General features: G+C 70.6%; 26 protein-coding genes and 1 pseudogene. 16 read left to right on the forward strand and 11 right to left on the reverse strand.

Annotated elements, in window-relative coordinates; translation table 11 throughout:
• Window positions 1–172: 172 nt before the first annotated feature.
• Window positions 173–1,357 carry a hypothetical protein gene (locus KUM44_RS19080; protein ID WP_217209248.1) on the forward strand — a complete coding sequence of 395 codons (1,185 nt, stop codon included), beginning with the start codon at window positions 173–175 and terminating at the stop codon, window positions 1,355–1,357.
• A gap of 41 nt (window positions 1,358–1,398) precedes the next feature.
• On the opposite strand, the gene KUM44_RS19085 is transcribed toward KUM44_RS19080, so the two are convergent.
• Window positions 1,399–2,094 (reverse strand): PH domain-containing protein, encoded by a 696-nt coding sequence (locus KUM44_RS19085; protein WP_217209249.1) that lies wholly within the window; start codon window positions 2,092–2,094, stop codon window positions 1,399–1,401.
• A gap of 315 nt (window positions 2,095–2,409) precedes the next feature.
• Here KUM44_RS19085 and deoC point away from each other — a divergent pair, with 315 nt between their 5' ends.
• The 5 genes from deoC (at window position 2,410) to KUM44_RS19110 (ending at window position 6,955) form a co-directional block, all read left to right on the forward strand.
• Window positions 2,410–3,372: a deoxyribose-phosphate aldolase gene (gene deoC / locus KUM44_RS19090; RefSeq protein ID WP_217209369.1), complete on the forward strand. Its 963-nt coding sequence runs from the start codon at window positions 2,410–2,412 to the stop codon at window positions 3,370–3,372.
• 5 nt (window positions 3,373–3,377) lie between these two features.
• Entirely contained in the window at window positions 3,378–4,814 is a 1,437-nt protein-coding gene (locus KUM44_RS19095) for an aldehyde dehydrogenase family protein (protein ID WP_217209251.1), read from the forward strand.
• A complete protein-coding gene (locus tag KUM44_RS19100) occupies window positions 4,807–5,727 on the forward strand; it encodes an aldehyde dehydrogenase (RefSeq protein WP_217209252.1) in 921 nt (306 codons plus the stop codon). The genes KUM44_RS19095 and KUM44_RS19100 overlap by 8 nt, the downstream gene beginning before the upstream one ends.
• Before the next feature lie 138 nt (window positions 5,728–5,865).
• On the forward strand, window positions 5,866–6,501 hold the full coding sequence (locus KUM44_RS19105; RefSeq protein WP_308402665.1) for a uridine kinase: 636 nt from the start codon (window positions 5,866–5,868) through the stop codon (window positions 6,499–6,501).
• A gap of 61 nt (window positions 6,502–6,562) precedes the next feature.
• On the forward strand, window positions 6,563–6,955 hold the full coding sequence (locus KUM44_RS19110; RefSeq protein ID WP_217209254.1) for a DUF6281 family protein: 393 nt from the start codon (window positions 6,563–6,565) through the stop codon (window positions 6,953–6,955).
• A 196-nt stretch (window positions 6,956–7,151) separates the two neighbouring features.
• Here the strand turns inward: KUM44_RS19110 and KUM44_RS19115 are convergent, their stop codons facing one another.
• On the reverse strand, window positions 7,152–7,898 hold the full coding sequence (locus tag KUM44_RS19115; protein WP_217209256.1) for a SigE family RNA polymerase sigma factor: 747 nt from the start codon (window positions 7,896–7,898) through the stop codon (window positions 7,152–7,154).
• Window positions 7,899–8,148: 250 nt separating this feature from the next.
• Here KUM44_RS19115 and afsQ1 point away from each other — a divergent pair, with 250 nt between their 5' ends.
• The 5 genes from afsQ1 (at window position 8,149) to KUM44_RS19140 (ending at window position 12,195) form a co-directional block, all read left to right on the forward strand.
• Window positions 8,149–8,826: a two-component system response regulator AfsQ1 gene (gene afsQ1 / locus KUM44_RS19120; protein ID WP_217209258.1), complete on the forward strand. Its 678-nt coding sequence runs from the start codon at window positions 8,149–8,151 to the stop codon at window positions 8,824–8,826.
• On the forward strand, window positions 8,823–10,382 hold the full coding sequence (locus KUM44_RS19125; protein WP_217209260.1) for a HAMP domain-containing sensor histidine kinase: 1,560 nt from the start codon (window positions 8,823–8,825) through the stop codon (window positions 10,380–10,382). The genes afsQ1 and KUM44_RS19125 overlap by 4 nt, the downstream gene beginning before the upstream one ends.
• The gene (locus tag KUM44_RS19130) at window positions 10,382–10,978 is read left to right on the forward strand and encodes a hypothetical protein (protein ID WP_217209262.1); all 597 of its coding nucleotides are present in this window, start codon (window positions 10,382–10,384) and stop codon (window positions 10,976–10,978) included. Before KUM44_RS19125 ends, KUM44_RS19130 begins: the two co-directional genes overlap by 1 nt.
• A gap of 351 nt (window positions 10,979–11,329) precedes the next feature.
• Window positions 11,330–11,881, forward strand: a complete 552-nt coding sequence (locus KUM44_RS19135) for a VanZ family protein (protein ID WP_217209264.1) — start codon at window positions 11,330–11,332, stop codon at window positions 11,879–11,881.
• A gap of 107 nt (window positions 11,882–11,988) precedes the next feature.
• Window positions 11,989–12,195, forward strand: a complete 207-nt coding sequence (locus KUM44_RS19140) for a PspC domain-containing protein (RefSeq protein WP_217209266.1) — start codon at window positions 11,989–11,991, stop codon at window positions 12,193–12,195.
• Between the two features lie 58 nt (window positions 12,196–12,253).
• Here the strand turns inward: KUM44_RS19140 and KUM44_RS19145 are convergent, their stop codons facing one another.
• Window positions 12,254–13,528: an MFS transporter gene (locus KUM44_RS19145; protein WP_217209268.1), complete on the reverse strand. Its 1,275-nt coding sequence runs from the start codon at window positions 13,526–13,528 to the stop codon at window positions 12,254–12,256.
• 63 nt (window positions 13,529–13,591) lie between these two features.
• On the opposite strand from KUM44_RS19145, the gene KUM44_RS19150 reads away from it, so the two are divergent.
• A complete protein-coding gene (locus KUM44_RS19150; RefSeq protein ID WP_217209270.1) occupies window positions 13,592–14,542 on the forward strand; it encodes a LysR family transcriptional regulator in 951 nt (316 codons plus the stop codon).
• Between the two features lie 94 nt (window positions 14,543–14,636).
• On the opposite strand, the gene KUM44_RS19155 is transcribed toward KUM44_RS19150, so the two are convergent.
• A complete protein-coding gene (locus KUM44_RS19155) occupies window positions 14,637–15,392 on the reverse strand; it encodes an alpha/beta hydrolase (protein WP_217209272.1) in 756 nt (251 codons plus the stop codon).
• A gap of 192 nt (window positions 15,393–15,584) precedes the next feature.
• Here KUM44_RS19155 and KUM44_RS19160 point away from each other — a divergent pair, with 192 nt between their 5' ends.
• From KUM44_RS19160 to KUM44_RS19170, 3 genes are all read left to right on the forward strand, one after another.
• Window positions 15,585–16,748 carry an adenosine deaminase gene (locus KUM44_RS19160; RefSeq protein ID WP_217209274.1) on the forward strand — a complete coding sequence of 388 codons (1,164 nt, stop codon included), beginning with the start codon at window positions 15,585–15,587 and terminating at the stop codon, window positions 16,746–16,748.
• 138 nt (window positions 16,749–16,886) lie between these two features.
• On the forward strand, window positions 16,887–17,285 hold the full coding sequence (locus tag KUM44_RS19165) for an ATP-binding protein (RefSeq protein WP_217209276.1): 399 nt from the start codon (window positions 16,887–16,889) through the stop codon (window positions 17,283–17,285).
• A gap of 202 nt (window positions 17,286–17,487) precedes the next feature.
• Entirely contained in the window at window positions 17,488–18,504 is a 1,017-nt protein-coding gene (locus KUM44_RS19170; RefSeq protein ID WP_217209278.1) for a sigma-70 family RNA polymerase sigma factor, read from the forward strand.
• On the opposite strand, the gene KUM44_RS19175 is transcribed toward KUM44_RS19170, so the two are convergent.
• Window positions 18,388–18,732, reverse strand: coding sequence for an STAS domain-containing protein (locus KUM44_RS19175; RefSeq protein WP_254389729.1), 345 nt, complete (start codon window positions 18,730–18,732; stop codon window positions 18,388–18,390). The two genes, KUM44_RS19170 and KUM44_RS19175, sit on opposite strands and share 117 nt — an antisense overlap.
• 217 nt (window positions 18,733–18,949) lie before the next feature.
• Between KUM44_RS19175 and KUM44_RS45530 the strand changes: the two are divergent.
• Window positions 18,950–19,090 (forward strand): annotated as a pseudogene (locus KUM44_RS45530) (AEC family transporter); the annotation flags it as partial.
• Window positions 19,091–19,157: 67 nt separating this feature from the next.
• Here KUM44_RS45530 and KUM44_RS19180 read toward each other — a convergent pair.
• The 6 genes from KUM44_RS19180 to KUM44_RS19205 form a co-directional block, all read right to left on the reverse strand.
• Window positions 19,158–19,745: a Uma2 family endonuclease gene (locus tag KUM44_RS19180; RefSeq protein WP_217209372.1), complete on the reverse strand. Its 588-nt coding sequence runs from the start codon at window positions 19,743–19,745 to the stop codon at window positions 19,158–19,160.
• A 94-nt stretch (window positions 19,746–19,839) separates the two neighbouring features.
• Window positions 19,840–21,117, reverse strand: a complete 1,278-nt coding sequence (locus tag KUM44_RS19185; RefSeq protein WP_217209373.1) for a thymidine phosphorylase — start codon at window positions 21,115–21,117, stop codon at window positions 19,840–19,842.
• A gap of 98 nt (window positions 21,118–21,215) precedes the next feature.
• A complete protein-coding gene (locus KUM44_RS19190; protein WP_217209280.1) occupies window positions 21,216–21,623 on the reverse strand; it encodes a cytidine deaminase in 408 nt (135 codons plus the stop codon).
• Window positions 21,620–22,897 carry an ABC transporter permease gene (locus KUM44_RS19195; protein WP_217209282.1) on the reverse strand — a complete coding sequence of 426 codons (1,278 nt, stop codon included), beginning with the start codon at window positions 22,895–22,897 and terminating at the stop codon, window positions 21,620–21,622. Before KUM44_RS19195 ends, KUM44_RS19190 begins: the two co-directional genes overlap by 4 nt.
• Window positions 22,894–24,018, reverse strand: a complete 1,125-nt coding sequence (locus tag KUM44_RS19200) for an ABC transporter permease (protein ID WP_217209284.1) — start codon at window positions 24,016–24,018, stop codon at window positions 22,894–22,896. The genes KUM44_RS19195 and KUM44_RS19200 overlap by 4 nt, the downstream gene beginning before the upstream one ends.
• Entirely contained in the window at window positions 24,018–25,652 is a 1,635-nt protein-coding gene (locus KUM44_RS19205; RefSeq protein WP_217209374.1) for an ABC transporter ATP-binding protein, read from the reverse strand. Before KUM44_RS19205 ends, KUM44_RS19200 begins: the two co-directional genes overlap by 1 nt.
• Between the last annotated feature and the right edge of the window lie 75 nt (window positions 25,653–25,727).

Below are 25,727 nucleotides of genomic sequence, written 5' to 3' on the forward strand. Positions count from 1 at the left end.
CCGGCTCGAAGTCCTACGACGGCTCACTGGTCCTTCCCGAAAGGGTGCCCCCATCCGGAGGCACCCTTTCGGGCGATTTCCGCACGGCGGTTGACCCGCGCTCCACTCCCCGCCAGGCCCCCCGGGCAACGGTGGACGGGAAACGCACCACCGATCCGCCTGGAGCCGCGCCGTGTCAACGACCGCATCCCGGCCGACCCCCCGCACCACCACCGCCCCCGGCTCCCGCCCCCCACCACGGGCCCGCCCCGCTCTCCTCCCCGCCCTGCGCCGCGCGGCCCCCGCCCTCCTCGCCTACCTCGCCGTACGCGGCACGGGCCTGCTGTTCCTCACCCTCTGGGCGCACCGGCAGCGGCACGGCGTCTGGCCGATCCTGGCGACGCAGTGGGACACCGACTGGTATCTCGGCATCGCCGACCACGGCTACGCGCACGAGCTCGGCACCGCGCACAACGCCAACAACCTGGCGTTCTTCCCGCTCTACCCCGCCCTCGTGAAGGCGCTCTCGGCACTCACGCCGGGCACCCGCGCGAGCACCGGCCTCGGCCTCGCCGTCATCGCCTCCCTCGTCGCCGCGTGGGGAGTCTTCGCGGTCGGCGACCGGCTGTACGGGCGCCGGACCGGCGTCCTCCTGACCACTCTCTGGGCCGCGCTCCCGGTCGGCCTGGTGCAGTGGATGGGCTACACCGAGTCCCTGTTCACAGCGCTCGCCGCCTGGTCCCTGTACGCCGTGCTCACCGGCCGGCTCCTCACCGCGGCCTGGCTCGCCGCGCTCGCGGGCCTGACCCGTCCGACCGGGGTCGCGGTGGCGGCGGCGGTCACGACCGCGGCCCTGCTCACGCTGCGCCGCCGCTTCGGCCTCCGTACCCTCGCGGCCGCCGTGACCGCGCCACTCGGCTGGTGCGGATATGTCGGCTGGGTGGGCCTGCGCGTGGGGCGCTGGGACGGCTACTTCGCCGTACAGCGGCTGTGGCACAACGAGCTGGACGGCGGCCTCGAAACGCTGCGTCAGATGCGGCGGCTGCTGATCTACGCCCCGAAGCCGGAGCTGTTCCTGGTGATGGTGACGCTCACGCTGATCGCGTCGGTCGTGCTGTTCGGGCTGGCCGTGGCGGACCGGCAGCCGGTTTCGCTGCTGGTCTTCACGGCCGTACTGCTCGCGATCGTCCTGGGCAGCGGCGGCGTCTACTTCCCCCGCGCCCGCTTCCTGCTCCCCGCCTTCCCGCTCCTGCTCCCGCTCGCCCTGCACCTGTCCCGCGCGAGCCGTCGCCACCGGGCGCTCGCCCTCGCGGGGGCGGTCATCGGCTCGGCGTACTGCGGTGCGTACATGGCGCTGGTGTATCCGGGCGCGCCCTGATCGCCGAGTGCACGGGCACCCTCAGGCAGTCCCGCCGTCTCTCAGCCCACCGCCAGCAGAATCAGCAGCAGCACGGCTCCCGCGATCGCGGGGCCCACGACCTCATAGGCCCACCGCACGGTCACCTCGCCCTGTGCGGACTCGGCCTCCCCGTGGTTCTCCAGCAGTTCCCGCAGGTCGTCCATGATCTTGTCGGTCTCGGCCCGCATCGGACCGTGCGCGTCGGCCGCCCCGTGCGACGCCGCGAACCCGCGCCCGCGTCCTCCGGGTGCCCTGTCGCCGCCCCCTCGGCCTGCGGCGTTCGTCTTCGCCGCCGTACGGTCCGCGTGCTGCGCCGCCTTCTTGCGGGCCCGCAGCGAGACGGGGATCGCCCAGAGCTGGTACTTGGTGCCGGACGTCGCGACGACCTCGTTCGAGTAGCCGGACCGCAGCGAGGCGATCTGTCCCCAGGGGAGCACGATGACACGCAGCGGGTTGCGGATGCGCAGGCGCTCCTCGTTGGCGTACACGGCGGGACGGAGCGTGAACGCCGACGCCAGCGGGACGATCAGGATCATCGCGGCGAGCGCGAGCCACTGCGTGCGGCTCTCACCGCGCACCAGGGCGTCGATGCCGAGCCAGAACACGATGGCGAGCAGCGCGACGCCGCCGAGGATGCCCAGGGGGGAGCGGTAGATCCGGTCCCTCGACGCGGGGTCCGGGGTGGAGGGCTGGTGCTCGTGGTCGGGGGTCGTCATGGGGCCGATTGTGCCGCATGCCTGCCGGCGGCCTGGCGGGGTGCCGGTCCGGCCGGGGGCGGGGTGGTTTGTGGGCGCGTGCGGGTGCCCGGGGGGAGGGGGGCGAGCGCCCGATCGCTGTGGGGGGTGCGGTGTGCGTGGGCGGGTGCGGGCCGGATGGGGCTGGTCGCGCAGTTCCCCACGCCCCTGGGGCGTGCGGCCGGCCGGCGTCGACGGATCCCGCGTCCTGTGGGCATCCGGCCACCCGGCGATTCACAGATCCGGCCCCACGGGGTGTACAGCCGCTACGCGCGTAGATATGCTCGTCTGGTGACCATGCCCACCAATGCATCTGCCGCAGCTCACGCACTCACGGACGTCACCGCGTCCGACAGCACGCTGCGCCGCTTCCTTCACGGGCTGCCCGGCGTCGACGCGGTCGGCCTGGAGGGGCGTGCGGCGTCCCTCGGTACCCGTTCCATCAAGACGACCGCCAAGGCGTACGCCATCGACCTCGCCATCTCGATGGTCGACCTGACGACGCTGGAAGGCGCGGACACCCCGGGCAAGGTCCGGGCGCTCGGCGCCAAGGCGGTCCACCCCGACCCCACCGACCGGACGACCCCGGCGACCGCGGCCGTCTGCGTCTATCCCGACATGGTGGCCACCGCCAAGGAGGCCGTCGCGGGCTCGACCGTGAAGGTCGCCTCGGTCGCGACCGCGTTCCCGGCGGGCCGCGCCCCCCTCACCGTCAAGCTGGCGGACGTGCGCGAGGCCGTGGCGGCGGGCGCCGACGAGATCGACATGGTCATCGACCGCGGGGCGTTCCTCGCGGGCAACTACATGAAGGTGTACGACGAGATCGTCGCCGTGAAGTCGGCCTGCGGGACGAGCGCCCGCCTCAAGGTCATCTTCGAGACCGGCGAGCTGTCGACGTACGACAACATCCGGCGGGCCAGCTGGCTCGGCATGCTGGGCGGCGCCGACTTCATCAAGACGTCCACCGGCAAGGTCGCCGTCAACGCCACCCCCGCGAACACCCTCCTTATGCTGGAAGCGGTGCGCGACTTCCGCGCCCAGACCGGCATCCAGGTCGGCGTGAAGCCGGCCGGCGGCATCAGGACGACCAAGGACGCCATCAAGTTCCTCGTCCTGGTCAACGAGACCGCGGGCGAGGACTGGCTGGACAACCACTGGTTCCGCTTCGGCGCCTCCTCGCTCCTGAACGACCTGCTGATGCAGCGTCAGAAGCTGGCCACCGGCCGCTACTCCGGCCCCGACTACGTGACGGTGGACTGATCACCATGGCATCCGCATTCGAATACGCACCGGCGCCTGAGTCCCGCTCGATCGTCGACATCGCGCCCTCGTACGGTCTGTTCATCGACGGCGAGTTCACCGAGGCCGCCGACGGCAAGGTCTTCAAGACCGTCTCACCGTCCACCGAGGAGGTCCTCGCCGAGATCGCCCAGGCCGGCGAGGCGGACGTGGACCGCGCGGTGAAGGCCGCCCGCAAAGCCTTCGAGAAGTGGTCGGCGCTGCCCGGCGCCGAGCGCGCCAAGTACCTGTTCCGCATCGCGCGGATCATCCAGGAGCGCTCGCGCGAGCTGGCCGTCCTCGAGACCCTGGACAACGGCAAGCCGATCAAGGAGACCCGCGACGCCGACCTGCCCCTGGTCGCCGCGCACTTCTTCTACTACGCGGGCTGGGCCGACAAGCTCGACCACGCGGGCTTCGGGTCGAGCCCCCGGCCGCTCGGCGTCGCGGGCCAGGTCATCCCCTGGAACTTCCCGCTGCTGATGCTGGCCTGGAAGATCGCCCCGGCCCTCGCCACCGGCAACACGGTCGTCCTCAAGCCCGCCGAGACGACCCCCCTCTCCGCCCTCTTCTTCGCGGACATCTGCCGCCAGGCGGGCCTGCCCAAGGGCGTCGTCAACATCCTTCCCGGATACGGCGACGCGGGCGCCTCGGTCGTCGCGCACCCCGACGTGAACAAGGTCGCCTTCACCGGCTCCACGGCCGTCGGCAAGGAGATCGCGCGGACCGTCGCCGGCACCCGCAAGAAGGTCACCCTGGAGCTGGGCGGCAAGGGCGCCAACATCGTCTTCGACGACGCCCCGATCGACCAGGCCGTCGAGGGGATCGTCAACGGGATCTTCTTCAACCAGGGCCAGGTCTGCTGCGCCGGCAGCCGCCTCCTCGTCCAGGAGTCCATCCAGGACGAGCTGCTGGACTCCCTGAAGCGCCGCCTGTCGACCCTCCGTCTCGGCGACCCGCTGGACAAGAACACCGACATCGGCGCGATCAACTCCGAGGAGCAGCTCACCCGCATCACCTCGCTCGTCGAGCAGGGCGAGGCGGAGGGCGCCGAGCGCTGGTCGCCGGCCTGCGAACTGCCGGAGAGCGGCTACTGGTTCGCCCCGACACTCTTCACGAACGTCACCCAGGCGCACACCGTCGCCCGCGACGAGATCTTCGGCCCGGTGCTGTCGGTCCTCACCTTCCGCACGCCGGACGAGGCCGTCGCCAAGGCGAACAACACGCCGTACGGCCTGTCGGCGGGCATCTGGACGGAGAAGGGGTCACGGATCCTCGCCGTCGCGAACAAGCTCCGCGCCGGCGTCGTCTGGTCCAACACGTTCAACAAGTTCGACCCGACCTCGCCGTTCGGCGGCTACAAGGAGTCGGGCTTCGGCCGCGAGGGCGGCCGCCACGGCCTGGAGGCGTACCTCGATGTCTGACAGAAACGACAAGACCGAGCGCGCCGAGCGGCTCTCCGTCTTCAAGACCTACAAGCTGTACGTCGGCGGGAAGTTCCCGCGTTCCGAGAGCGGCCGGGTGTACGAGGTGACGGACTCCAAGGGCAACTGGCTGGCGAACGTGCCCCTGTCGTCCCGCAAGGACGCCCGTGACGCGGTCGTGGCCGCCCGCAAGGCGTTCGGCGGGTGGTCCGGCGCGACGGCGTACAACCGCGGCCAGATCCTCTACCGCATCGCCGAGATGCTGGAGGCCCGGCGCGAGCAGTACGTCCGTGAGGTGGCGGACTCGGAGGGTCTGTCGAAGTCGAAGGCCGCCGCCCAGGTGGACGCCGCGATCGACCGCTGGGTCTGGTACGCGGGCTGGACCGACAAGATCGCCCAGGTGGTCGGCGGCGGAAACCCGGTCGCGGGCCCGTTCTTCAACCTCTCCTCCCCGGAGCCCACGGGCGTCGTCGTCGTCCTGGCCCCGCAGGAGTCGTCGTTCCTGGGCCTGGTCTCGGTCGTCGCCCCGGTGATCGCCACCGGCAACACGGCGATCGTGGTGGCGTCCGAGAAGTCCCCGCTCCCCGCCCTCTCCCTCGGCGAGGTCCTGGCCACCTCCGACCTGCCCGGCGGCGTCGTCAACATCCTCTCCGGCCGTACGGCGGAGATCGCCACGCCGCTGGCCGCGCACCAGGACGTCAACGCGATCGACCTCGCGGGCGCAGACGACGTCCTGGCCAAGGAACTGGAGATCGCCGCGGCGGACAACCTCAAGCGCGTCCTGCGTCCACAGCCTGTGGACGAGGTCGACTGGTCGGCCGACCCCGGCATCGACCGCATGACGGCGTTCCTGGAGACCAAGACGGTCTGGCACCCGACGGGTTCCCTCGGCGCCTCGGGCTCGTCCTACTGACCCGCCCCGCGAACCAGAGGGCCGTGCCTCCTCTCCGTCCGGAGGAGACACGGCCCTCTTCCTCTGAATGTGACGCGCGTTTCAATCTCCGTCCACCGGGTCGTTCCCGGGCCGGGCCATGCCTCAGACTGGTGTCCCGTGAGTTCCCATCCGTCCATACCGACGCGAGTCGTGCTGCTCTGCGGCCCTTCCGGCTCCGGCAAGTCCCTTCTCGCCGCTCGTTCCGGGCTTCCGGTGCTGCGGCTCGACGACTTCTACAAGGAGGGCGACGACCCGACCCTGCCGCAGGTCCCCGGGAGCGCCGACATCGACTGGGACCACCCCGACTCGTGGGACGCCGACACGGCCGTCGCGGCCATCGCGGAGCTGTGCCGCACGGGCCGTACGAACGTGCCGCTGTACGACATCTCGCTCAGCGCCCGTACCGGCGAGGAGACCGTCGAGATCGGGCGTACGCCGCTGTTCATCGCGGAGGGCATCTTCGCCGCCGAGATCGTGACGCGCTGCCGGGAGCTCGGGGTGCTGGCCGACGCGCTGTGCCTGAGCCGTGGCCCGGTGACGACCTTTCGCCGCCGGTTCCTGCGCGACCTGAAGGAGGGCCGCAAGTCGGCGCCCTTCCTGCTGCGCCGCGGCTGGCGCCTGATGCGACTGGAGCAGTCGATCATCGCCCACCAGACGTCCCTGGGCGCCTACGCCTGCGACCGCGACGAGGCCCTCGGCCGCCTCACCGCAGCCGCGGCGGGCCGCCGCCCGGCGGCGACGCCGGCCGGCTGAACGAAGTCGGCGCCCGCCACGTCTTAGGACCGGGTGAACGGTCCGCGTGGGAAGGAAGCCGATGACGACTGCCCTCCGGGCCGGCCGACGGCTGCTCATGACGTCCCTGCTCCTCGCGGCTGCGGCCGCCGGCTGTGCGGGGCCGGACGGTGCGGGGCCGGACGGTGCGGGGCCGGACGGTGCGGGCGTTACGGCCGAGGCCTCGTGCGCGTACGTGGTCACCTATGACGGACGCACCTACCTCGACGTCGTGAACGTCGACTTCACCGTCGGCGAAAAGCTGGGCACGGCCACGGTCCAGGAGTGCGACGACACCCCTGACGACGCCGGGGACGAGGTCCCCGAGCGCAGGGTCGCCGCGTACGAGGTCGAGGGGGCGGACCCGGCCGTCACCATCGCCGTGGGCGACACACGCGCCTCAGCGACCCTCATGAAGGTCCGCAAGGCCCGCTGACCGACCCCACAGCGAAGCGGGACTGGACGGACCCCCCGGCCCTCCAGCCCCGCTGTCGTTGTGCTCCACCGCTTCCCCCGTGGTGGAGCACCCCCCGTTTCCCCGTTGGTCCCCCGTGGGCCCCCCGGCCCCCGTGGGTCCCCCCACTTCTCACCGCTCCCCCGTTGTACCCCCCGGATGCGGTCCCCCCGGACCTTCAGGCGACGAGCTCCCCGAAGGCATCCTCCTCGTCACGGCCGAAGCTGAGGACCTCGTCCTCGCGCAGCCGACGGAGCGACCGCCAGATGCTGGACTTCACCGTGCCGACACTGATGTCGAGGATCTCCGCGATCTCCGGGTCGGTGCGGCCCTCGTAGTAGCGCAGGACCAGCATCGTGCGCTGGAGTTCGGGGAGCCGGGCGAGCGCCTGCCACAGGACCGCGCGCAGTTCCGTGCCACGCATCGCGTCCGTGTCGCCGGGCGTCTCCGGCAGCTCCTCGGTCGGGTATTCGTTCAGCTTGCGGCGGCGCCACGCGCTGATGTGCAGGTTCGTCATCGTCCGCCGCAGATAGCCACCCACCGCGGCCTTGTCACTGATCCGGTCCCACGCCCGGTACGTCGAGAACAGCGCGCTCTGGAGCAGGTCCTCGGCCTCGAAACGGTCGCCGGTCAGGTGGTAGGCGGTTGCGTACAGGGAGGCGCGGCGCTCCTGGACGTAGGCGGTGAACTCCGCCTCCGACAGCGAGCGACGACGCTCCCCCGAGTCCTCCCTGTACGCGGCTCCCCCGTGCGTCTCCCCCGTGAGACCGTCAACCACCGTCATGTACGCGGTGTGCTGACGCCCGGCGCCGCGAGCGCACCCCCGCCCGCTCACGGCACCGGACTTCTCCGAACCCCGGCCCCCGTTCACGTCGTGCAGACGCGTGATCACTGCGCTGTTGCTGGTGCCGTGCAGCGTGTTCATCTCGCGCCCCCCGTCGTGGACTTCCGGTGTTCTGCTCGTTCGTCATGCTGCCTTGCTCGTGTCGAAAAGCTTGCCCGGGCACCTTCATGGCCGTGTCCGCCGACTGTCACAGACCTGTCACAGGGGCCTGTGTCAGACGTGGCCCCCAGGCGCACGACAGCCCGGACACAGTCATGAGCGCTACGTGCGCGTAGCCGTACAGCTCGTACAGGTGTCGAAAGACCGCCTCTCATGGGCCAGAATGACCCCCGTGCCTTCCCTGTTGCTGATCGAGGACGACGACGCCATCCGTACGGCCCTGGAGCTCTCACTGACGCGCCAGGGACACCGGGTGGCCACCGCTGCCACCGGCGAGGACGGTCTGAAACTGCTGCGTGAGCAGCGGCCGGACCTGATCGTGCTGGACGTGATGCTGCCCGGCATCGACGGCTTCGAGGTGTGCCGGCGCATCCGGCGCACGGACCAGCTGCCGATCATCCTGCTGACCGCGCGCAGCGACGACATCGACGTCGTGGTCGGACTGGAGTCCGGCGCGGACGACTACGTCGTCAAACCCGTGCAGGGGCGCGTCCTCGACGCCCGGATCCGGGCCGTGCTGCGACGCGGCGAACGCGAGTCGAACGACGCGGCGAGCTTCGGCAGCCTGGTCATCGACCGCGCGGCGATGACCGTGACGAAGAACGGCGAGGACCTCCAGCTCACCCCGACCGAGCTGCGCCTGCTGCTGGAGCTGAGCCGCCGTCCGGGCCAGGCCCTGTCCCGCCAGCAACTCCTGCGCCTGGTCTGGGAGCACGACTACCTCGGCGACTCACGCCTGGTCGACGCCTGCGTGCAGCGCCTGCGCGCCAAGGTCGAGGACGTCCCGTCCTCCCCCACCCTCATCCGCACCGTCCGTGGTGTGGGCTACCGCCTGGACACGCCTCAGTGACAAAAACGCAAGGCGTCCGCGGCTGGTTCGCGGCTCGTAAGGGAGTGTGGTCAAGGCTGCGCTTCACCAGTCTTCGGCTGCGCCTGGTCGTCGTCTTCGGCCTGGTCGCGCTGACCGCGGCCGTGTCCGCGTCCGGCATCGCGTACTGGCTCAACCGCGAGGCGGTCCTCACCCGCACCCAGGACGCGGTGCTGCGCGACTTCCAGCAGGAGATGCAGAACCGCGCGGGCCTGCTGCCCACGGAGCCGACGCAGGACGAGCTCCAGCACACGGCCGGTCAGATGGCCAACAGCAGCCAGCGCTTCAGCGTCCTCCTCGTCGCCCAGGACGCCGAGGGCAAGCCGGCCTACGGCAGTTCCGGCGGCCTGGACGGCTTCACCGTGGCGGACGTGCCCAAGTCACTGCGCACGGCCGTGAACGAGAAGCAGGAGCTCGACTCCTCCAACAAGGCCGAGTACCACCTGTACTGGCAGCGGATCGTGGAGGACGACACCCCGTATCTGATCGCCGGTACGAAGGTGATCGGCGGCGGTCCGACCGGCTACATGATGAAGTCCCTGGAGCAGGAGGCCAAGGACCTCAACTCCCTGGCCTGGTCCCTCGGTATCGCCACGGGCCTCGCGCTGATCGGCTCCGCGCTGCTCGCACAGGCGGCCGCCACTACTGTGCTGAAGCCCGTACAGCGCCTCGGGGTGGCCGCACGCCGCCTCGGCGAGGGCAAGCTGGACACGCGCCTGAGAGTCTCCGGCACGGACGAACTGGCCGACCTCTCCCGGACCTTCAACAACGCCGCCGAGGCGCTGGAGAAGCGGGTCGCCGACATGGCCTCGCGTGACGAGGCGTCACGGCGATTCGTGGCCGACATGTCCCACGAACTGCGCACGCCCCTGACCGCGATCACCGCCGTCACCGAAGTCCTGGAGGAGGAGCTGGAGGCGGACTCCGGGTCCATGGACCCCATGATCGAACCCGCCGTACGCCTCGTCGTCAGCGAGACCCGCCGCCTCAACGACCTGGTCGAGAACCTGATGGAGGTCACCCGCTTCGACGCGGGCACCGCACGCCTGGTCCTCGACCACGTCGACATCGCCGACCAGATCACCGCCTGCATCGACGCCCGCGCCTGGCTGGACGCGGTGGACCTCGACGCCGAGCGCGGCATCATGGCCCGCCTGGACCCCCGCCGCCTCGACGTCATCCTGGCCAACCTCATCGGCAACGCGCTCAAGCACGGCGGCTCACCGGTACGCGTCTCGGTCCGCGACACGCCCGACTCGCTGGTGATCCAGGTCCAGGACCACGGCCCCGGCATCCCCGAGGATGTCCTCCCCCACGTCTTCGACCGCTTCTACAAGGCCAGCGCCTCCCGCCCCCGCTCCGAGGGAAGCGGCCTCGGCCTGTCCATCGCCCTGGAGAACGCCCACATCCACGGCGGCGACATCACCGCCGCCAACTCCCCCGAGGGAGGCGCGGTGTTCACCCTGCGCCTGCCCCGGGACGCCTCGGAACTGGCGGAACAGACCAACGGCCAGGACACGAAGAAGGGGGACGCCTGATGAACGTACGCCACCTGCTGGCGCTCTCCGCGACGGGCGCCGCCCTGCTGACCGGATGCGGCATACGGCCCACGGAGGTCCCCACCAACTTCGGCCCCGCCCCCTCCCGCGTGCACTGCTCGCTCTCCGAACCGAACGTGTCGACGCAGGCAGCGCGCGGCCTCCCGGTCCAGGTGTTCCTCCTGTGCGGCTCCCAACTGGTGGCGGTCGACCGCACCGTACGGGTCCCCGACGGAACGGCGGACTCGGCCCGCCGCGTCCTGGTCGCCCAGGGCCTCCTCGACGAGTTGGAGGCAACCCCCTCGACCGCCGAAAAAGAGGCCGGCTACACCACGGACGTCCGAGGCGCCATGGGCGTAACGGGCCCACGCCTCGGCGACCCCGACGAGACCCTCCGCCTGAGCACAGCCCCGAGCGACCTCACCTCTTACGCCCTGGCCCAGATCGTCTGCACCTTCTCCGACTCCACGGCCGCGGAAGGCGACGGCTCGGTCATCCTGGGCGGCCCCACCACCACTCCCCCACGCCGCTACGAGTGCACGGACGAGGTCCGCACCAGACCGGGCAGCAACGAGCCCCCGTCCACAGACGTATAGGACGCCTGACACCCCACGGCGCAGCACCCGCGCACGGCGGCAAGGGGCCGTGCCGGGGGGTGTCCGCCCGCAGCGGCGGGCGTCAACGCAGAGCACATCTCGAACCCACCGAGCCGCCCGACCGAGGACGGACACCCCCCGGCGCGGCCCCGCCCCCCAACGCACCGCAAGGCGCTACGCGAACCCCCACCGAACACCAGCAGGCCGCCGCAGGCATCCCGGCCCAACCGCCGGAGGCAACCCGCAGGCATCCCGGTCCAACCGCCGGAGGCACGGCACCTGTGGTGCACGCCTCACCCCATCACCCCCACCCCCGGAACCGATCCCGCCGGACAACGCGTCTAGGGAGGCGTGCAGCGTCAAGGCTCCATCGGCGGCAGCGCCGCGATCCGCATCCGTGCGACTGGGGGTGTCCTCCTGGTCGCGCACCTCGCGTTCGTCGCCTGGCTCACGCTGCGCCCCCTGGACGTCCCCTGGGTGATGCCCGCCAACCTCCAGCCCTTCGCCGGCATCAGAGCCGACCTGGCCCTCGGCTGGCAGGAGGCGGCCCGCCGCATCATCGAAGGCCTCGCGCTTCTCGCCCCCCTGGGCGTGCTGATCCCGATGGCACACGGCAGAACGGACGCCTCCCCTCTCGGCTCCCTGGTCCGTACGATCGCCGCCGGCGCCCTGATCTCCCTGGCCATCGAACTGCTCCAGACCGGTGTCCCCGGCCAGATGGTCGACGTCGACTCACTGCTGCTGAACACCGTGGGTGTGGGCCTCGCCCACGTCACGATCGTCCCCGCCACCCGAGCCTGGCTCCGCCGCAGGTCCGAGCGCGCGCACCGGTCGACCGTCCCCCAGGAGGAGCCCACTCAGGGTCGGACCCCGACGATTCCCAGGGTCGGGATAGCCCCATAGAGTGACGCTTTGCCCGGTTCGCCGCCGTAGCGTTGATGTCAGTTGAGGAACCTCCTCACGAGGCCCCACAAGGAGCCTCAGACCGACGCTCGCGAAGGAGCCGCACCATGACCGCGCTCGCCCGACCCACCCACGGCCGCATGATCGGCGGAGTGTGCGCCGCGCTGGCACGGCGCTTCGGCACCTCCGCGACGACGATGCGCGTGATCTTCCTGATCTCCTGCCTGCTCCCGGGCCCGCAGTTTCTCCTCTACATAGCCCTCTGGGCCCTGTTGCCCTCGGAGGACAAGGCGAAGACACGCGCAGCCTGGTAACCCACGAAAAACAAGTGCGCCCCGCCATCCCGGCGGGGCGCACTGTCGTTCCGGCTCCTCAGGCAGCCGCAGCCAGCTCCCGCCGCCGCACCCGGGCCGCCCGCGTCCCGAACACCGTGATCGTCACGACGCCGAGCACCGCCAGCAGACCCACCCCGACGGTCCCGGCCCAGCCGCCCGCGTGGAAGGCGACGGCACCGACGGTGCTGCCCGCGCTGGAGCCGATGTAGTAGGCGGACTGGTAGAGAGCCGAGGCCTGGGCGCGGCCCTGTGTGGCCGTCTTGCTGACGGCCGAGGACGCCACCGCGTGCCCCGCGAAGAAGCCGCCGGTGATCAGGACCAGGCCGAGCAGGACCAGCGGAAGGGACCCCGCCAGGGAGAGCAGCAGCCCCGCGGCCGTCGTGCCGCCGGCCGCGTACAGCGCCCCGCGCCGGCCCAGGCGGCCCACCAGCCGGCCGGCCGTCGACGCCGACACCGTGCCGACCAGGTACACGAGGAAGACCGAGCCGATGATGCCCTGCGGCAGCGAGAACGGCGCCTCCGCCAGGCGGTAGCCGATCACCGTGTACACGCCGCCGAAGACCGTCATGAACAGGGCGCCGATGGCGTACAGACGGCACAGCAGCGGGTTGCCCAGGTGGTCACGGACCGTACGCGCGAGCACCCGCGGCCGCAGCGAGCCCGGCTTGAAGTGGCGCGGCGCGGGGAGCAGCAGGCGGAAGGCCACCGCGCACGCGACCGCGATCACGCCGATGACACCGAGGGCGACCCGCCAGCCCCACTCCTGCGCGACCCAGCCGGTGATGACCCGGCCGCTCATGCCGCCGACGCTGTTGCCCGCGACGAACAGGCCGATCGCCGTGACCAGCGCCTTCGGCCGGACCTCCTCGGCGAGGTAGGCCGTCGCAGACGCCGGAAGACCCGCCAGAGCAGCCCCCTGGACCGCCCGTAGCACGACCAGGGCGGTCAGGTTGGGGGCGAGCGGGACCAGCAGCCCCACGATCACCGCGACCGCCAGCGAGCCCGTCATGACCGTACGCCGCCCGTACCGCTCCGACAGCGCGCTCATCGGGAGGACGAACAGCGCCAGACCGCCCGTCGCGGCCGCCACCGTCCAGCTCGCCTCGCTCGCCGCCACCCCGAACTCACCTGAGATCAGCGGCAGAAGGGCCTGTGTGGAGTAGAGAAGCGCGAAGGTCGCGACACCGGCGAGGAAGAGGGCGAAGCTCATCCGGCGGTAGCCGGGGCCGCCCGGGGCCATGCGGGAGTCGACGACAGGGACTGCGGGTGCGGCGCCCACGAGGGTGGACGCCCCGGTACTTGCGGGAGACATGCTTCGAAGCTACGTACGCCCCCACTGTTCCGTCCAATGCATGGACTGGCCATAATCGTTCCCATGTCGCATCAGTACAGCTCACAGCCTTGGCTGTCACCGTCCAGTGACACAGAAGACATGACGATGTTGCTCGCCCCCCGCCTCGCCCACTTCGCCGGCGTGGCCCGTACCGAGCACGTCACCCGGGCCGCCCAGGAGATGCGGGTCCCGCAGTCCACGCTCTCGCGGGCCATGGTCCGTCTGGAGCACGACCTCGGCGTCGACCTGTTCGCCCGCCACGGCCGTACGGTCTCCCTCACCCCCGCCGGCCGCACCTTCCTCACCTCGGTCGAACGCGCCCTCGCCGAGATCGCGCGCGCCGCCGACGAGGTCCGCGCCGACGCCGACCCGGCCACCGGCAAGGTCGCCTTCGGCTTCCTGCACACCATGGGCGCCGAAACGGTCCCCGGCCTCCTGCACGCCTTCCGCGCCGATCACCCCCGCGTCCGCTTCAGCCTCGTCCAGAACTACGGCGAGGCCATGCTCGAACGCCTGCGAGCGGGCGAGCTCGACCTGTGCCTGACGTCCCCCGTCCCGGACGCCCCCGACCTGGTCGCCCGCCGCCTGGACGAACAAAAACTCCGCCTCGTCGTCCCCGCCGACCACCGCCTGGCAGCCCGCAAACGCATCCGCCTGGCGGAGGCCTCCGACGAGATCTTCGTGACCCTGGAACCCGGCTACGGCCTCCGCCGCATCACCGACGACCTCTGCCAGGAAGCCGGCTTCAAGCCCCGCATCGCCTTCGAGGGCGAGGAGGCGGAGACCCTGAGGGGTTTGGTGGCGGCGGGCCTGGGAGTCGCTCTCCTACCGCCACCGGCGGTGCCTCGCCCGGGCGTCGCGGAACTGACGGTGACAGCCCCGAGAGCGGCACGAGAAATCGGCGTGGCATGGATGGCGGACCGCCCGGACACCCCGCCGGTGGCAGCCTTCAAGAAGTTCCTGCTCTCAAGAAGGGGAAGCCTGTTGCCCTAAGGGGCGCGGGGCTGTATCGATATGCGGCTCCGCCGCGTGGGCGCGAGCAACCACACACCACCCGCACCCGGAAACAAGCGCACCCCCTACGGCGCTACCGCCTCCGCCCGAAGCCGGAGGCCAACGGCATCCGAAGCCCCAGAGGCGGCGGAGCCGCAAACGCGTCCCGGACAGGCCGCGAAAGCACCCTGCCGAACAGCACCCCCATCACGAAGTCCTCGGCCAACGCCAGTACTTCCTCCCGATGCTGCTGCAACCCGTGCCGATCGGAGTGCACTTCGAACCGGCACACATCCCGGTTCGCCTTCTTCGCCCGCGCCGCCAACCGGAACGACAACTCGGGATCGGTCCGCTCGTCGTTCGTGCCGTGCACGATCATCACCCGCCGCCCTCCGAGCTGCTTCACCGGTTCGGGCGACGCCGCCACGTCCTCCTCCGGCAGCCAGGGCGCGATCGCCAGCACGGAGTTGACGGCCTCGTGACCACCCGCCCGCAGGGCCGCCCGCCCGCCCATGTCGACGCCGGCGAGGCACACGGGAACGTCCCCATAGCGCCGTACGACCTCGTCCGCGGCCCACAAAGCGTCGCTCACCTGGTTCGCGTCGCTGCCGTTCCACCCACGGAACCGGTAGTGGACGACATGCGCGGCGAGCCCCTCCCCGCGCCCGGCGCGCGTCAGCCGGCGCCCCAGGGTCCGCAGGTAGGAGGGCGCCAACAGCGCCGTCGGCTTGCGATGTGATACTTCGTCACCTCCGGGGAGCAGAAGGACCACTCCGCTCACCGCCGTCGGCTCCGACCCGATCGCCTTGCCCAGCCGGACCCTGCGCACCGGCGTCGCTTGCTGTGCCATGACAGAACAGTGTCAGAAGCGACGGTGTACGCGACCCGTCCGTGGGGTCACCGTTACGTATCGACGGATGCGTAAAGCAGAAAACGAGACGAGCGGGAAACGAACGACGGCCGAAGGACCGACAAGCGACGGACGAGCGGCTGACGAGCGAGGAAGCGAGCTCTCTACGCGCGTGGACGTTAGAGTGCGGAAATGACGAGCCAGACTGCCCAGAAGGCGAACATCCCGAGCTCGGACCAGATCCGCCGGGCGCCGAAGGTTCTGCTGCACGACCATCTCGACGGCGGGCTCCGCCCCGGCACGATCGTCGAGCTCGCCCGCGCGTCGGGCTACTCCCAACTCCCCGAGACCGACCCGGACAAGCTCGGCGTGTGGTTCCACGAGGCCGCCGACTCCGGCTCCCTGGAGCGGTACCTGGAGACGTTCTCGCACACCGTCGGCGTGATGCAGACCCGCGACTCCCTGGTCCGGGTCGCGCGCGAGTGCGCCGAGGACCTCGCCGAGGACGGGGTCGTCTACGCCGAGGTGCGGTACGCGCCCGAGCAGCATCTCGAAGGCGGGCTCAGCCTCGAAGAGGTCGTCGAGGCCGTCAACGAGGGCTTCCGGGAGGGCGAGCGGATCGCGCGGGACAACGGCCAGCGCATCCGGGTGGGCGCGCTGCTCACCGCGATGCGGCACGCCGCCCGCGCGCTGGAGATCGCCGAACTCGCCAACCGTTACCGCGACCTGGGCGTCGTCGGCTTCGACATCGCGGGCGCCGAGGCAGGCCATCCGCCGACCCGGCATCTGGACGCGTTCGAGTACCTCAAGCGGGAGAACAACCACTTCACCATCCACGCGGGTGAGGCGTTCGGCCTGCCGTCGATCTGGCAGGCCCTTCAGTGGTGCGGCGCCGACCGGCTCGGGCACGGGGTGCGCATCATCGACGACATCCAGGTGCACGCCGACGGCTCGGTGAAGCTCGGCCGGCTCGCCTCGTACGTACGGGACAAGCGCATCCCGCTGGAGCTGTGCCCCAGCTCCAATCTCCAGACGGGCGCCGCCGAGTCCTACGCGGACCACCCCATCGGCCTGCTGCGCCGTCTGCACTTCAGGGCCACCGTGAACACCGACAACCGCCTCATGTCCCACACCAGCATGAGTCGGGAATTCGAGCACCTTGTCGACGCATTCGGCTACACGCTCGACGACATGCAGTGGTTCTCCGTCAATGCGATGAAATCATCGTTCATCCCTTTCGATGAACGACTGGCGATGATCAATGACGTGATCAAGCCCGGATTTGCCGAACTCAAGTCCGAATGGCTGTTCCGGCAGGCCACCTCTACCAGCGATTCTGAGGCCGAGGAGGGCTGACCGGGGATCCCCTGTGCACACGGAATGCGGACGGCATTCACAATCCGTCCGCATTTCGATGTTTGCGGTGGCATGCGGGGCGTGTTTACGGTCGAGAACCGCTCACAACCCCGTAACGAATTTCGAGGACTTACTTTCATGAAGCAGTCTGCTGCCAAGACCCTCGGTGTCGCCGCCCTCGGTGCCGCCTTCGCCGCCGCGGGCGCGGGTGCCGCGAACGCCGCACCGGTCTCCCCGGACGCCGCAGGCGCGGCGCTGGGCACCGTCACCAGTGCGCTCCCGGCCGAGCAGCTCTCCCAGGCGGGCCCCGCCGCCGGTGCGGGCCTTGCCCAGGGTGGTGCGGGGCTGGCCCAGGGTCAGGAAGCGCTCGGTGCCGGACTGACCGCCGCGCAGCCGGCTGCGGAGCAGGCGCTGGCCGGCGGCCCGGCCGTGCTGGCCGGGGGTCCGGCCGCCGGGGCCGAGGGCCTGCTCGGTGGTCTGCCGGTGCAGGGTCTGCCCACCCAGGGTCTGCCCGTGAACGGCCTTCCGGGCGCCTGATCCGCCTCGCCCGCATCGCGCCGCTGGGGCGCACCCTTGGGACACGGGTGCGCCCCAGCGGCGTGTCCGTCCCGTGGCCGGCATTTCTGACCTGCTGCTTTGCCCGCTCCGGGGGCCATTGTCAGTGGGCTGCGGTAGCTTCCGAGGTGTTGGGCGCGATGAGGCGCGCGACGGGAGATACGGCCACAGGGGTGGGTGGACGATGAGCGACGGCACGGCGACGACGACGGACCTCGACATCAGGCTGGAGAAACACCGCGTCGAACTGACGGGGTACTGCTACCGCATGCTGGGTTCGTCCTTCGAGGCCGAGGACGCGGTGCAGGACACGATGGTGCGCGCCTGGCGGAGTTACGACAAGTTCGAGGGGCGCTCCAGTCTCCGGTCGTGGCTCTACCGGATCGCGACGAACGTGTGCCTGGACATGCTGACCGCGGGCAACAAACGGGCGCGGCCCATGGACCTCACGGAGTCGACGCCGCTCGCGCAGGCGGCGCTCTCGCCCCGGCCGGACAACACCTGGCTGGAGCCGATGCCGGACAGCCGGGTGCTGCCCACCACGGAGGACCCGGCGGAGGCGGCGGTCGCCAAGGAGTCGGTGCGGCTCGCCTTCATGGCGGCCCTCCAGCAGTTGCCGCCCAAGCAGCGCGCGGTGCTGATCCTGCGCGAGGTGCTGGCCTGGAAGGCGAGCGAGGTCGCCGAGCTGCTCGGTACGACGGTCGCGTCGGTCAACAGCGCCCTTCAGCGGGCGCGCGCGACGCTCGCCGAGCAGCAGCAGCCGGGCAGTGACGCCGCCGCCTCCGATCCGCTGGACGAGGAGCAGCAGAAGCTCCTGGAGCGGTATGTCGCGGCCTTCGAGGGCTATGACATGACGGCGCTGACGGCCCTGCTGCACGAGGACGCCGTCATGACGATGCCGCCGTTCGACCTGTGGCTGACCGGCGTCCGGGACATCACGGGCTTCATGACGACCCTCGGCGCCCCCTGTGCGGGATCGCGTCTGGTGCCGGTCCAGGTCAACGGGCTGCCGGGCTTCGCCCAGTACAAGCCGGATCCGGAGGCGGGCGGCTTCAGCCCGTGGGCGGTGCAGGTGCTGGAGATCTCAGACGGCCGGATCACCGGGTTCCACTGCTTCCTCGACACCAAGCGCTGGTTCCCGCTGTTCGACCTCCCCCTCCACCTCGAAGCGGAGGCCGACCAGGTCGAGGAGGGCGTGTAGCGCGGGGTCCGGGTCGCGCAGCCGTATCCGGCCCCCGGCCCGCCGGGCGGCGAGCTGGAGGCGCGCCAGCAGGTCCACGACGCCCAGTCCCGGCGGACCGAGACCACCCACATCGCACACCACGACTCTCGTCCCGGTGGCCTCCAGCCGTGCCCGCACGTCGTCGCACAGCCCGGCCACCTCTTCCCGGGTGACGGGGCCGGCCAGCATGAGTACAGCGGGTGTCATGTGATCCACGATCGGTAGACCGAACGGGCGGGCGTAACTCATCGGGCCGGGCGCCGGTCGCCGGTTTCCGCTGTTCATCGTGCTTGCGCGGGTGTCCGCCGACTTGGATCACAGTGACCCGCTCCCCTCCTCCCCCGGAGGGTTTGCTGTACGCCCCACGTATCAGCGCCTCCCGGACAGCCTGCCTCCCGCCCGTGAAGGGGCGCCGTGCAGGGGGCTGACAGGGTTCGCTGTGATCGCGGTCGTCATCGGGGTCGGTTACGCGATCGGCCGCCTCGGCCACCTCGGCGTCCACGGCCGTGAGGTCCTCACCAACCTGGCCTTCCATGTGGCGTCCCCGGCCCTGCTGTTCACCACCCACGAGGCCGACATGATCCGCCGGACAGGCCCTGGCCGTGGTGGCGGCCTTGATGAGTCGCTGCGGGTCAGCTCAGCGGGAAGATGCCGGTGTCGAGGACCAGCTTGAACGGTGCGGGTAGCGTGAGTTCTTCGCCGTACTCCACCGAAGCGAGGACCCGGTAAGTGCCGCTCTGCGGTTCTCCGTAAAGCGTCGCTGTGGGACGCCCCGACTGCCAGGCGTCCAAGAGCAGGTAGAGCGGCACGCCCGCCACGGCGTAGCCATGGGCCTTCTTGATGCGGTCGTGGTTCGCGTTGCTCTTCGACGTGACCTCGACGACAAGTTCGGCTTCGCCGGCATGCACGCGCGTGCCGCGGCGCAGGGCAGCCCGCGGCACCACACACAGGTCGGGCATGAAGAGACCGCCCGTCTCCGGGCACGTGAGGCCGAGTGTCTGATAGATGCCCCAGTCGTCTGGAATCGCTGTGTACAGGCGACGCTGAACCAGCTCAGCAGTGTCATTGTGCTCTTCGGACGGCGGCGGCGACACGGTGACGATCCCTTCGATGATCTCCACCTTGCTGCCCTCGGGGGCGTCCGTCTCCTCCCAGACACGGACGATCTCGTCCCAGTCCGTGTTCTCGGGAGAGCCGGACTCGGCAGCGAGTGCGCTCATGGCGGTCTCCAATCGGTCGTCACCGATCCCAGCATGCCGAACGGGACCGGCGACGGTCCACCGATCCCGTTCACCCGTACGAGGAAACCCCTGGTCAGGCGATACGTTCCAGCACCACCGGCGAAGCCGTGAAGTCCGTCCCCGCCCCGGCGATGTCGTACGAGCCCTCCACCGACTGGAGCGCGTACTCGAAGCGCTCCGGGGTGTCCGTGTGCAGGGTCAGCAGGGGCTGGCCCTCGGTCACCGTGTCGCCCGGCTTGGCGTGCATCTCGATGCCCGCGCCGGCCTGCACCGGGTCCTCCTTGCGGGCGCGTCCGGCACCCAGGCGCCAGGCGGCGACGCCGATGTCGTAGGCGTCGAGGCGGGTCAGGACGCCGGAGGAGGGGGCCGTGATCACGTGCTGTTCGCGGGCGACCGGCAGCTCCGCGTCCGGGTCGCCGCCCTGGGCCGCGATCATGCGGCGCCAGACGTCCATGGCCGAGCCGTCGGCCAGGGCCTTCGCCGGGTCGGCGTCACGCACACCGGCCGCTTCCAGCATTTCCCTGGCCAGGGCGATGGTCAGTTCCACCACGTCCGCCGGGCCGCCGCCCGCCAGGACCTCGACCGACTCGCGGACCTCCAGCGCGTTGCCGGCCGTGAGGCCCAGCGGGGTGGACATGTCCGTGAGGAGCGCGACCGTCCTGACGCCGTGGTCCGTGCCCAGGCCGACCATCGTGGACGCCAGCTCACGTGCGTCCTCGATGGTCTTCATGAAGGCGCCCGTGCCGACCTTCACGTCCAGGACGAGGGAGCCGGTGCCCTCCGCGATCTTCTTCGACATGATCGAGGACGCGATCAGCGGGATCGCCTCGACCGTGCCGGTGACGTCCCGGAGCGCGTACAGCTTCTTGTCCGCGGGGGCCAGGCCGTCGCCGGCCGCGCAGATCACCGCGCCCGTCCCCTCCAGTACCGACAGCATCTCCTCGTTGGAGAGGAGGGCGCGCCAGCCGGGGATCGACTCCAGCTTGTCCAGCGTGCCGCCCGTGTGGCCGAGGCCGCGGCCCGACAGCTGGGGGACGGCTGCGCCGCAGGCCGCCACGAGGGGGGCCAGCGGGAGGGTGATCTTGTCGCCGACGCCGCCCGTGGAGTGCTTGTCGGCCGTCGGGCGGGACAGGGACGAGAAGTCCATGCGCTCGCCCGAGGCGATCATCGCGGCCGTCCAGCGGGCGATCTCACGGCGGTTCATGCCGTTGAGCAGGATCGCCATGGCGAGCGCGGACATCTGCTCGTCGGCGACCTCCCCGCGGGTGTACGCGTCGATGACCCAGTCGATCTGTTCGTCGCTGAGCTCACCGCGGTCCCGCTTGGTGCGGATGACGGAGATGGCGTCCATGGCCATGGCTTGGCTTCCTTCCGAGGGTTCCAGAAGCCGTACGGCCCCTCCGAGCCGGTCGCGTGAGCAACTCGGAGGGGCCGCACGGGGGTTACGACTTACTTGCGGAGGTGGCCCGGCCCGAAGGCCTGGGGCAGCATCTCCGAGAGCGGCAGGATGCCCGCCGGGGTCTCCAGCAGCAGATCCGGGCCGCCGAACTCGTACAGCAGCTGGCGGCAGCGGCCGCACGGGACGAGGATGTCGCCCTTGCCGTCGACGCACGTGAAGTGCGTCAGTCGGCCGCCTCCCGAGTTCTGCAACTCGGAGACCAGTCCGCACTCGGCGCACAGGCCGATGCCGTACGACGCGTTCTCGACGTTGCAGCCGGTGATCGTACGGCCGTCGTCGACGAGGGCCGCGACGCCGACCGGGTAGCCGGAGTACGGGGCGTAGGCGCGGGACATGGCGTCCCGGGCCGCCGCGCGCAGCTTGTCCCAGTCGACGTCGTGGGAGGCGGCCGACGTCACTTGCCCTCGCCCTTCTTGTACGGCAGGCCGTCCGCCTTCGGCATCCGCAGGCGTTGCGCGGACAGGACGAGGACGACCAGCGTGATGACGTACGGCGTGGCGGACACGACCTGGTTCGGGACCTCGTTGGTGGTGGCGTACCAGGCGAACACCAGGGCGCCGATCACCGCGGTGATCATCGACGGGGCGTACTTCTTGCGGATCACCAGCCAGATGGCGCCGATGATCAGCAGGAGCGCGCCGAGCAGCAGCAGGGCGTGGACGTTCTCCGAGCCGCCGCGCAGGTTGAGGCTGTCGGTGTAGCCGAACAGGCCGGCGCCGAGGGCGAGGCCGCCCGGCATCCAGTTGCCGAAGATCATCGCCGCGAGGCCGATGAAGCCACGGCCGCTGACCTGGCCCTCCAGATAGAAGGGGTTGGCGACGATGGACAGGAAGACGCCGCCGAGGCCGGCGAGGCCGCCGGAGATGACCACCGCGATGTACTTGTACTTGTAGACGTTGACGCCGAGGGACTCGGCGGCGACCGGGTTCTCACCACAGGAGCGCAGCCGCAGACCGAAGGCGGTGCGCCACAGGATCCACCAGGTGGCGGGGATCAGCGCCACGGCGATCAGGGTCAGCCACGAGACGTTGGTGACCAGACCGCCGAGCAGACCGGCGATGTCCGAGATGAAGAACCAGCCCTGGTTGTTCAGGTCCCGCAGCCCGTCCGACAGACCCGGCACGGTGAAGTGACCGAGGGAGTCGATCGCCGGGGACTGCTTGGCGGAGCCGCCCGCGTGGCCCTCGAAGGCGAGGGGCGCGAGGTAGCGGGTGATGCCGAGGGCGAGGATGTTGATCGCCACACCGGAGACGATGTGGTTGACCCGGAAGGTGACGGTCGCGATGGCGTGCAGGATGCCGCCGATGCAGCCGCCGATGATGCCGACGACGACACCGGTCCACGGGCCCCACTGGAAGCCGGCCCAGGCGCCGAACCAGGTGCCGAGGATCATCATGCCCTCGAGGCCGATGTTGACGACGCCCGCCCGCTCGGCCCACAAGCCGCCGAGACCGGCGAGACCGATCGGCACGGCGAGCTGGAGCGCGGTGGACATCTGGCTGACGTTGGTGATGCCGTCGGCGCCGGTGATGATGCGGACGATCGAGGTCAGCGCCAGGGCTCCGGCGATGACCAGCAGCAGGACGGACCACGACAGGCGGCGGCCCGTCGGTGCCGCGGGCTGGAGCGTGGGCTGGTTGACGTCGACCGCTGAGGTCTGGGGGGTGGTCATCGGCCGGCCACCTCCTTCGTGGTGTTGTTGTCGGCGCCGAGCACGTGACCGGCGGCCAGTTCCGCGCCGACCCGCCGCTGCTGGCGGCGCAGGCCCCACTCGCGTACGGCCTCGTAGGAGACGACGACCGAGAGCACGATCAGGCCCTGCATGATGACCGCGATCTCCTTGTCGTAGCCGTGGAAGTCCAGCTCGGGCGAGGCCTTGTCGAGCCAGGCCCACAGCAGGGCGGCGAACGCGATGCCGACCGGGCTGTTGCGGCCGAGCAGGGCGATGCCGATGCCCAGGAAGCCGATGCCGGTGGGGAAGTTCAGGCTGTACGTGTGAGTGTCGCCGAGCAGGATCGGCAGGCCCGCGAGACCGGCGATGCCACCGGAGAGCAGCATCGCGGTGAGCACCATGCGCTTGGGGTCGACACCGGAGGCCGCGGCGGCGCTCTCCGAGGCGCCGGAGGCGCGCAGGTCGAAGCCGAAGCGGGTGCGGTTGAGGACGACCCAGTAGGCGATGCCGAGCAGGACGGCGAGGAAGACCAGGCCGTAGATCTCGCCGGCGTCGCCCATGTCGATGCCGGGGACCCAGCCGGACTCGTGCATCTCGCCGGTGGTGTTGTTGTTGCCGACCTTGACGCCGAAGACGCTCGGCAGCCACAGGTAGGCGATGACCGAGGTGGCGATGGCGTTCAGCATGATCGTCGCGACGACCTCGCTGACGCCGCGGGTGACCTTGAGGACACCGGCGATACCGGACCAGAAGGCGCCGGTGCAGACCGCGGTGAGGAGCAGCAGCGGGATCTGGATCGCGGCGGGCAGGTCCATGTGGGCGCCGACGACGGCGGCCATCATGGCGGCGAGCTGGTACTGGCCGTCGACGCCGATGTTGAACAGGTTCATCCGGAAGCCGATGGCCACCGCGAGGGCCGCGATGTAGTACATCGAGGCCTGGTTGATGACCAGCACCTGGATGTCGGAGAAGCCGATCTGCTCGAACATCAGGGTGTACGGCTCGACCGGGCTCTTGCCGGAGGCGAGCAGCACGATCGCGCTGAGCACGAAGGCCACGGCGAGCGCGATGACCGGTCCGGCCACCGCGAGGAGCACGCGCTCCTTGTCGAACTTCTTCATCAGCGGGCCTCGTCTTCCGGAGCCTCGGGAGACTTGCGGATCTCGGGGGTGTCTGCGCCGGGCTCGGCGTTCTCGTCGTGTTCCAGGTGGCCGGTCGCGGCACCGGTCATGGCCGAACCCAGTTCCTCGGGCGTGATGGTGGCCGGGTCGGCGTCCGCGACCAGCTTGCCGTTGTAGATCACGCGGAGGGTGTCGGACAGGCCGATCAGCTCGTCCAGGTCGGCGGAGATCAGCAGCACGGCCAGGCCCTCGCGGCGGGCCTCGCGGATGTGGTCCCAGATCGCCGCCTGGGCGCCGACGTCCACACCACGGGTCGGGTGGGCGGCGATCAGGAAGCGCGGCTTGTGGCTCATCTCGCGGCCGACGATCAGCTTCTGCTGGTTGCCGCCGGACAGGGAGGCGGCGGTGACGTCGATGCCGGGGGTACGGACGTCGTACGCCTCGACGATGCGGCGCGTGTCCGCCTGCGCGGCCTTCGGGGCGAGCCACACGCCCTTGGCGTTGGGCTTCTCGGTGACGTGGCCGAGGATGCGGTTCTCCCAGAGGGGGGCCTCCAGGAGCAGGCCGTGGCGGTGGCGGTCCTCGGGGATGTAGCCGATGCCCTGCTCGCGGCGCTTGCGGGTGACCCAGCCGGTGATCTCCTCGTCGACCAGCTTGATCGTGCCGGAGTCGGCGTGCTTGAGGCCGATGAGCGCGTCGACCAGCTCGGTCTGGCCGTTGCCCTCGACGCCGGCGATGCCCAGGACCTCGCCCGCGTGGATGGTGAAGGTGATGTCGTCCAGCAGGGCCTTGCCGCCGGCGGCCTCCAGGCGCAGCTTGTCCACCGTGATGACGGGGCGGTCGGTGACCGTGGACTCGGCGGTCTCCGGCGTCGGCAGCTCGCTGCCGACCATCATCTCGGCGAGCTGGCGCGGGGTCGTCTCGGCGGGGACGGCCGTACCGACCGTCGTACCGCGGCGGATGACGGTGATCTCGTCGGCGACGGAGAGCACCTCGCCCAGCTTGTGGGAGATGAAGATGACCGACAGGCCCTCCGCCTTGAGCTCGCGCAGGTTGTCGAAGAGCGCGTCGACCTCCTGCGGCACCAGGACGGCCGTGGGCTCGTCGAGGATCAGCGTGGTGGCGCCGCGGTAGAGGACCTTGAGGATCTCGACGCGCTGGCGGGCGGCGACACCGAGCTCCTCGACGAGGCGGTCGGGCTGCACGCCCAGGCCGTAGCGCTCGGAGATCTCCTTGATCTTGCGGCGGGCCTTGGCGCCGATGCCGTACAGCTTCTCGCTGCCCAGCACGACGTTCTCGAGGACCGTCAGATTGTCCGCGAGCATGAAGTGCTGGTGGACCATGCCGATGCCGCGGACGATGGCGTCGGCCGGGGACGAGAAGGTGACCTTCTCGCCGTCGATCGCGATGGTGCCCTCGTCCGGCTTCTGCATGCCGTAGAGGATCTTCATCAGCGTCGACTTGCCGGCGCCGTTCTCGCCGACGAGGGCGTGGACGGTGCCCTTGCGGACGGTGAGGTGGATGTCGTGGTTGGCGACGACACCGGGGAATCGCTTGGTGATCCCGGCGAGTTCGACGGCGGTCGCCTGACCGTTGACCGCCGCGCCGGCCGGAGGGCTGCTGGACGCGTTGATGGCGCACTCTCCTGGGGACGGGGGTCGTCTACGCGCGTAGCGCCCCTATGGCCTGAAAGGGGCCGACGCACCGCG

The sequence above is a fragment of the Streptomyces sp. AC550_RSS872 genome, from assembly GCF_019049285.1.
In the GTDB taxonomy this organism is placed as follows: domain Bacteria; phylum Actinomycetota; class Actinomycetes; order Streptomycetales; family Streptomycetaceae; genus Streptomyces.

What these genes read in the sequence shown, in the direction of transcription:
- KUM44_RS19130 (WP_217209262.1), top strand. Translation starts at nt 10,382, where the DNA reads ATGAACGTACGCCACCTGCTGGCGCTCTCCGCGACGGGCGCCGCCCTG.
- KUM44_RS19180 (WP_217209372.1), bottom strand. Translation starts at nt 19,745, where the DNA reads ATGAGCGCACTCGCTGCCGAGTCCGGCTCTCCCGAGAACACGGACTGG.
- KUM44_RS19155 (WP_217209272.1), bottom strand. Translation starts at nt 15,392, where the DNA reads ATGGCACAGCAAGCGACGCCGGTGCGCAGGGTCCGGCTGGGCAAGGCG.
- deoC (WP_217209369.1), top strand. Translation starts at nt 2,410, where the DNA reads ATGCCCACCAATGCATCTGCCGCAGCTCACGCACTCACGGACGTCACC.
- KUM44_RS19100 (WP_217209252.1), top strand. Translation starts at nt 4,807, where the DNA reads ATGTCTGACAGAAACGACAAGACCGAGCGCGCCGAGCGGCTCTCCGTC.
- KUM44_RS19185 (WP_217209373.1), bottom strand. Translation starts at nt 21,117, where the DNA reads ATGGACGCCATCTCCGTCATCCGCACCAAGCGGGACCGCGGTGAGCTC.
- KUM44_RS19085 (WP_217209249.1), bottom strand. Translation starts at nt 2,094, where the DNA reads ATGACGACCCCCGACCACGAGCACCAGCCCTCCACCCCGGACCCCGCG.
- KUM44_RS19160 (WP_217209274.1), top strand. Translation starts at nt 15,585, where the DNA reads ATGACGAGCCAGACTGCCCAGAAGGCGAACATCCCGAGCTCGGACCAG.
- KUM44_RS19195 (WP_217209282.1), bottom strand. Translation starts at nt 22,897, where the DNA reads ATGACCACCCCCCAGACCTCAGCGGTCGACGTCAACCAGCCCACGCTC.
- KUM44_RS19115 (WP_217209256.1), bottom strand. Translation starts at nt 7,898, where the DNA reads ATGAACACGCTGCACGGCACCAGCAACAGCGCAGTGATCACGCGTCTG.
- KUM44_RS19200 (WP_217209284.1), bottom strand. Translation starts at nt 24,018, where the DNA reads ATGAAGAAGTTCGACAAGGAGCGCGTGCTCCTCGCGGTGGCCGGACCG.
- KUM44_RS19145 (WP_217209268.1), bottom strand. Translation starts at nt 13,528, where the DNA reads ATGTCTCCCGCAAGTACCGGGGCGTCCACCCTCGTGGGCGCCGCACCC.
- KUM44_RS19140 (WP_217209266.1), top strand. Translation starts at nt 11,989, where the DNA reads ATGACCGCGCTCGCCCGACCCACCCACGGCCGCATGATCGGCGGAGTG.
- KUM44_RS19170 (WP_217209278.1), top strand. Translation starts at nt 17,488, where the DNA reads ATGAGCGACGGCACGGCGACGACGACGGACCTCGACATCAGGCTGGAG.
- KUM44_RS19150 (WP_217209270.1), top strand. Translation starts at nt 13,592, where the DNA reads ATGTCGCATCAGTACAGCTCACAGCCTTGGCTGTCACCGTCCAGTGAC.
- KUM44_RS19095 (WP_217209251.1), top strand. Translation starts at nt 3,378, where the DNA reads ATGGCATCCGCATTCGAATACGCACCGGCGCCTGAGTCCCGCTCGATC.
- KUM44_RS19110 (WP_217209254.1), top strand. Translation starts at nt 6,563, where the DNA reads ATGACGACTGCCCTCCGGGCCGGCCGACGGCTGCTCATGACGTCCCTG.
- KUM44_RS19165 (WP_217209276.1), top strand. Translation starts at nt 16,887, where the DNA reads ATGAAGCAGTCTGCTGCCAAGACCCTCGGTGTCGCCGCCCTCGGTGCC.
- KUM44_RS19175 (WP_254389729.1), bottom strand. Translation starts at nt 18,732, where the DNA reads ATGACACCCGCTGTACTCATGCTGGCCGGCCCCGTCACCCGGGAAGAG.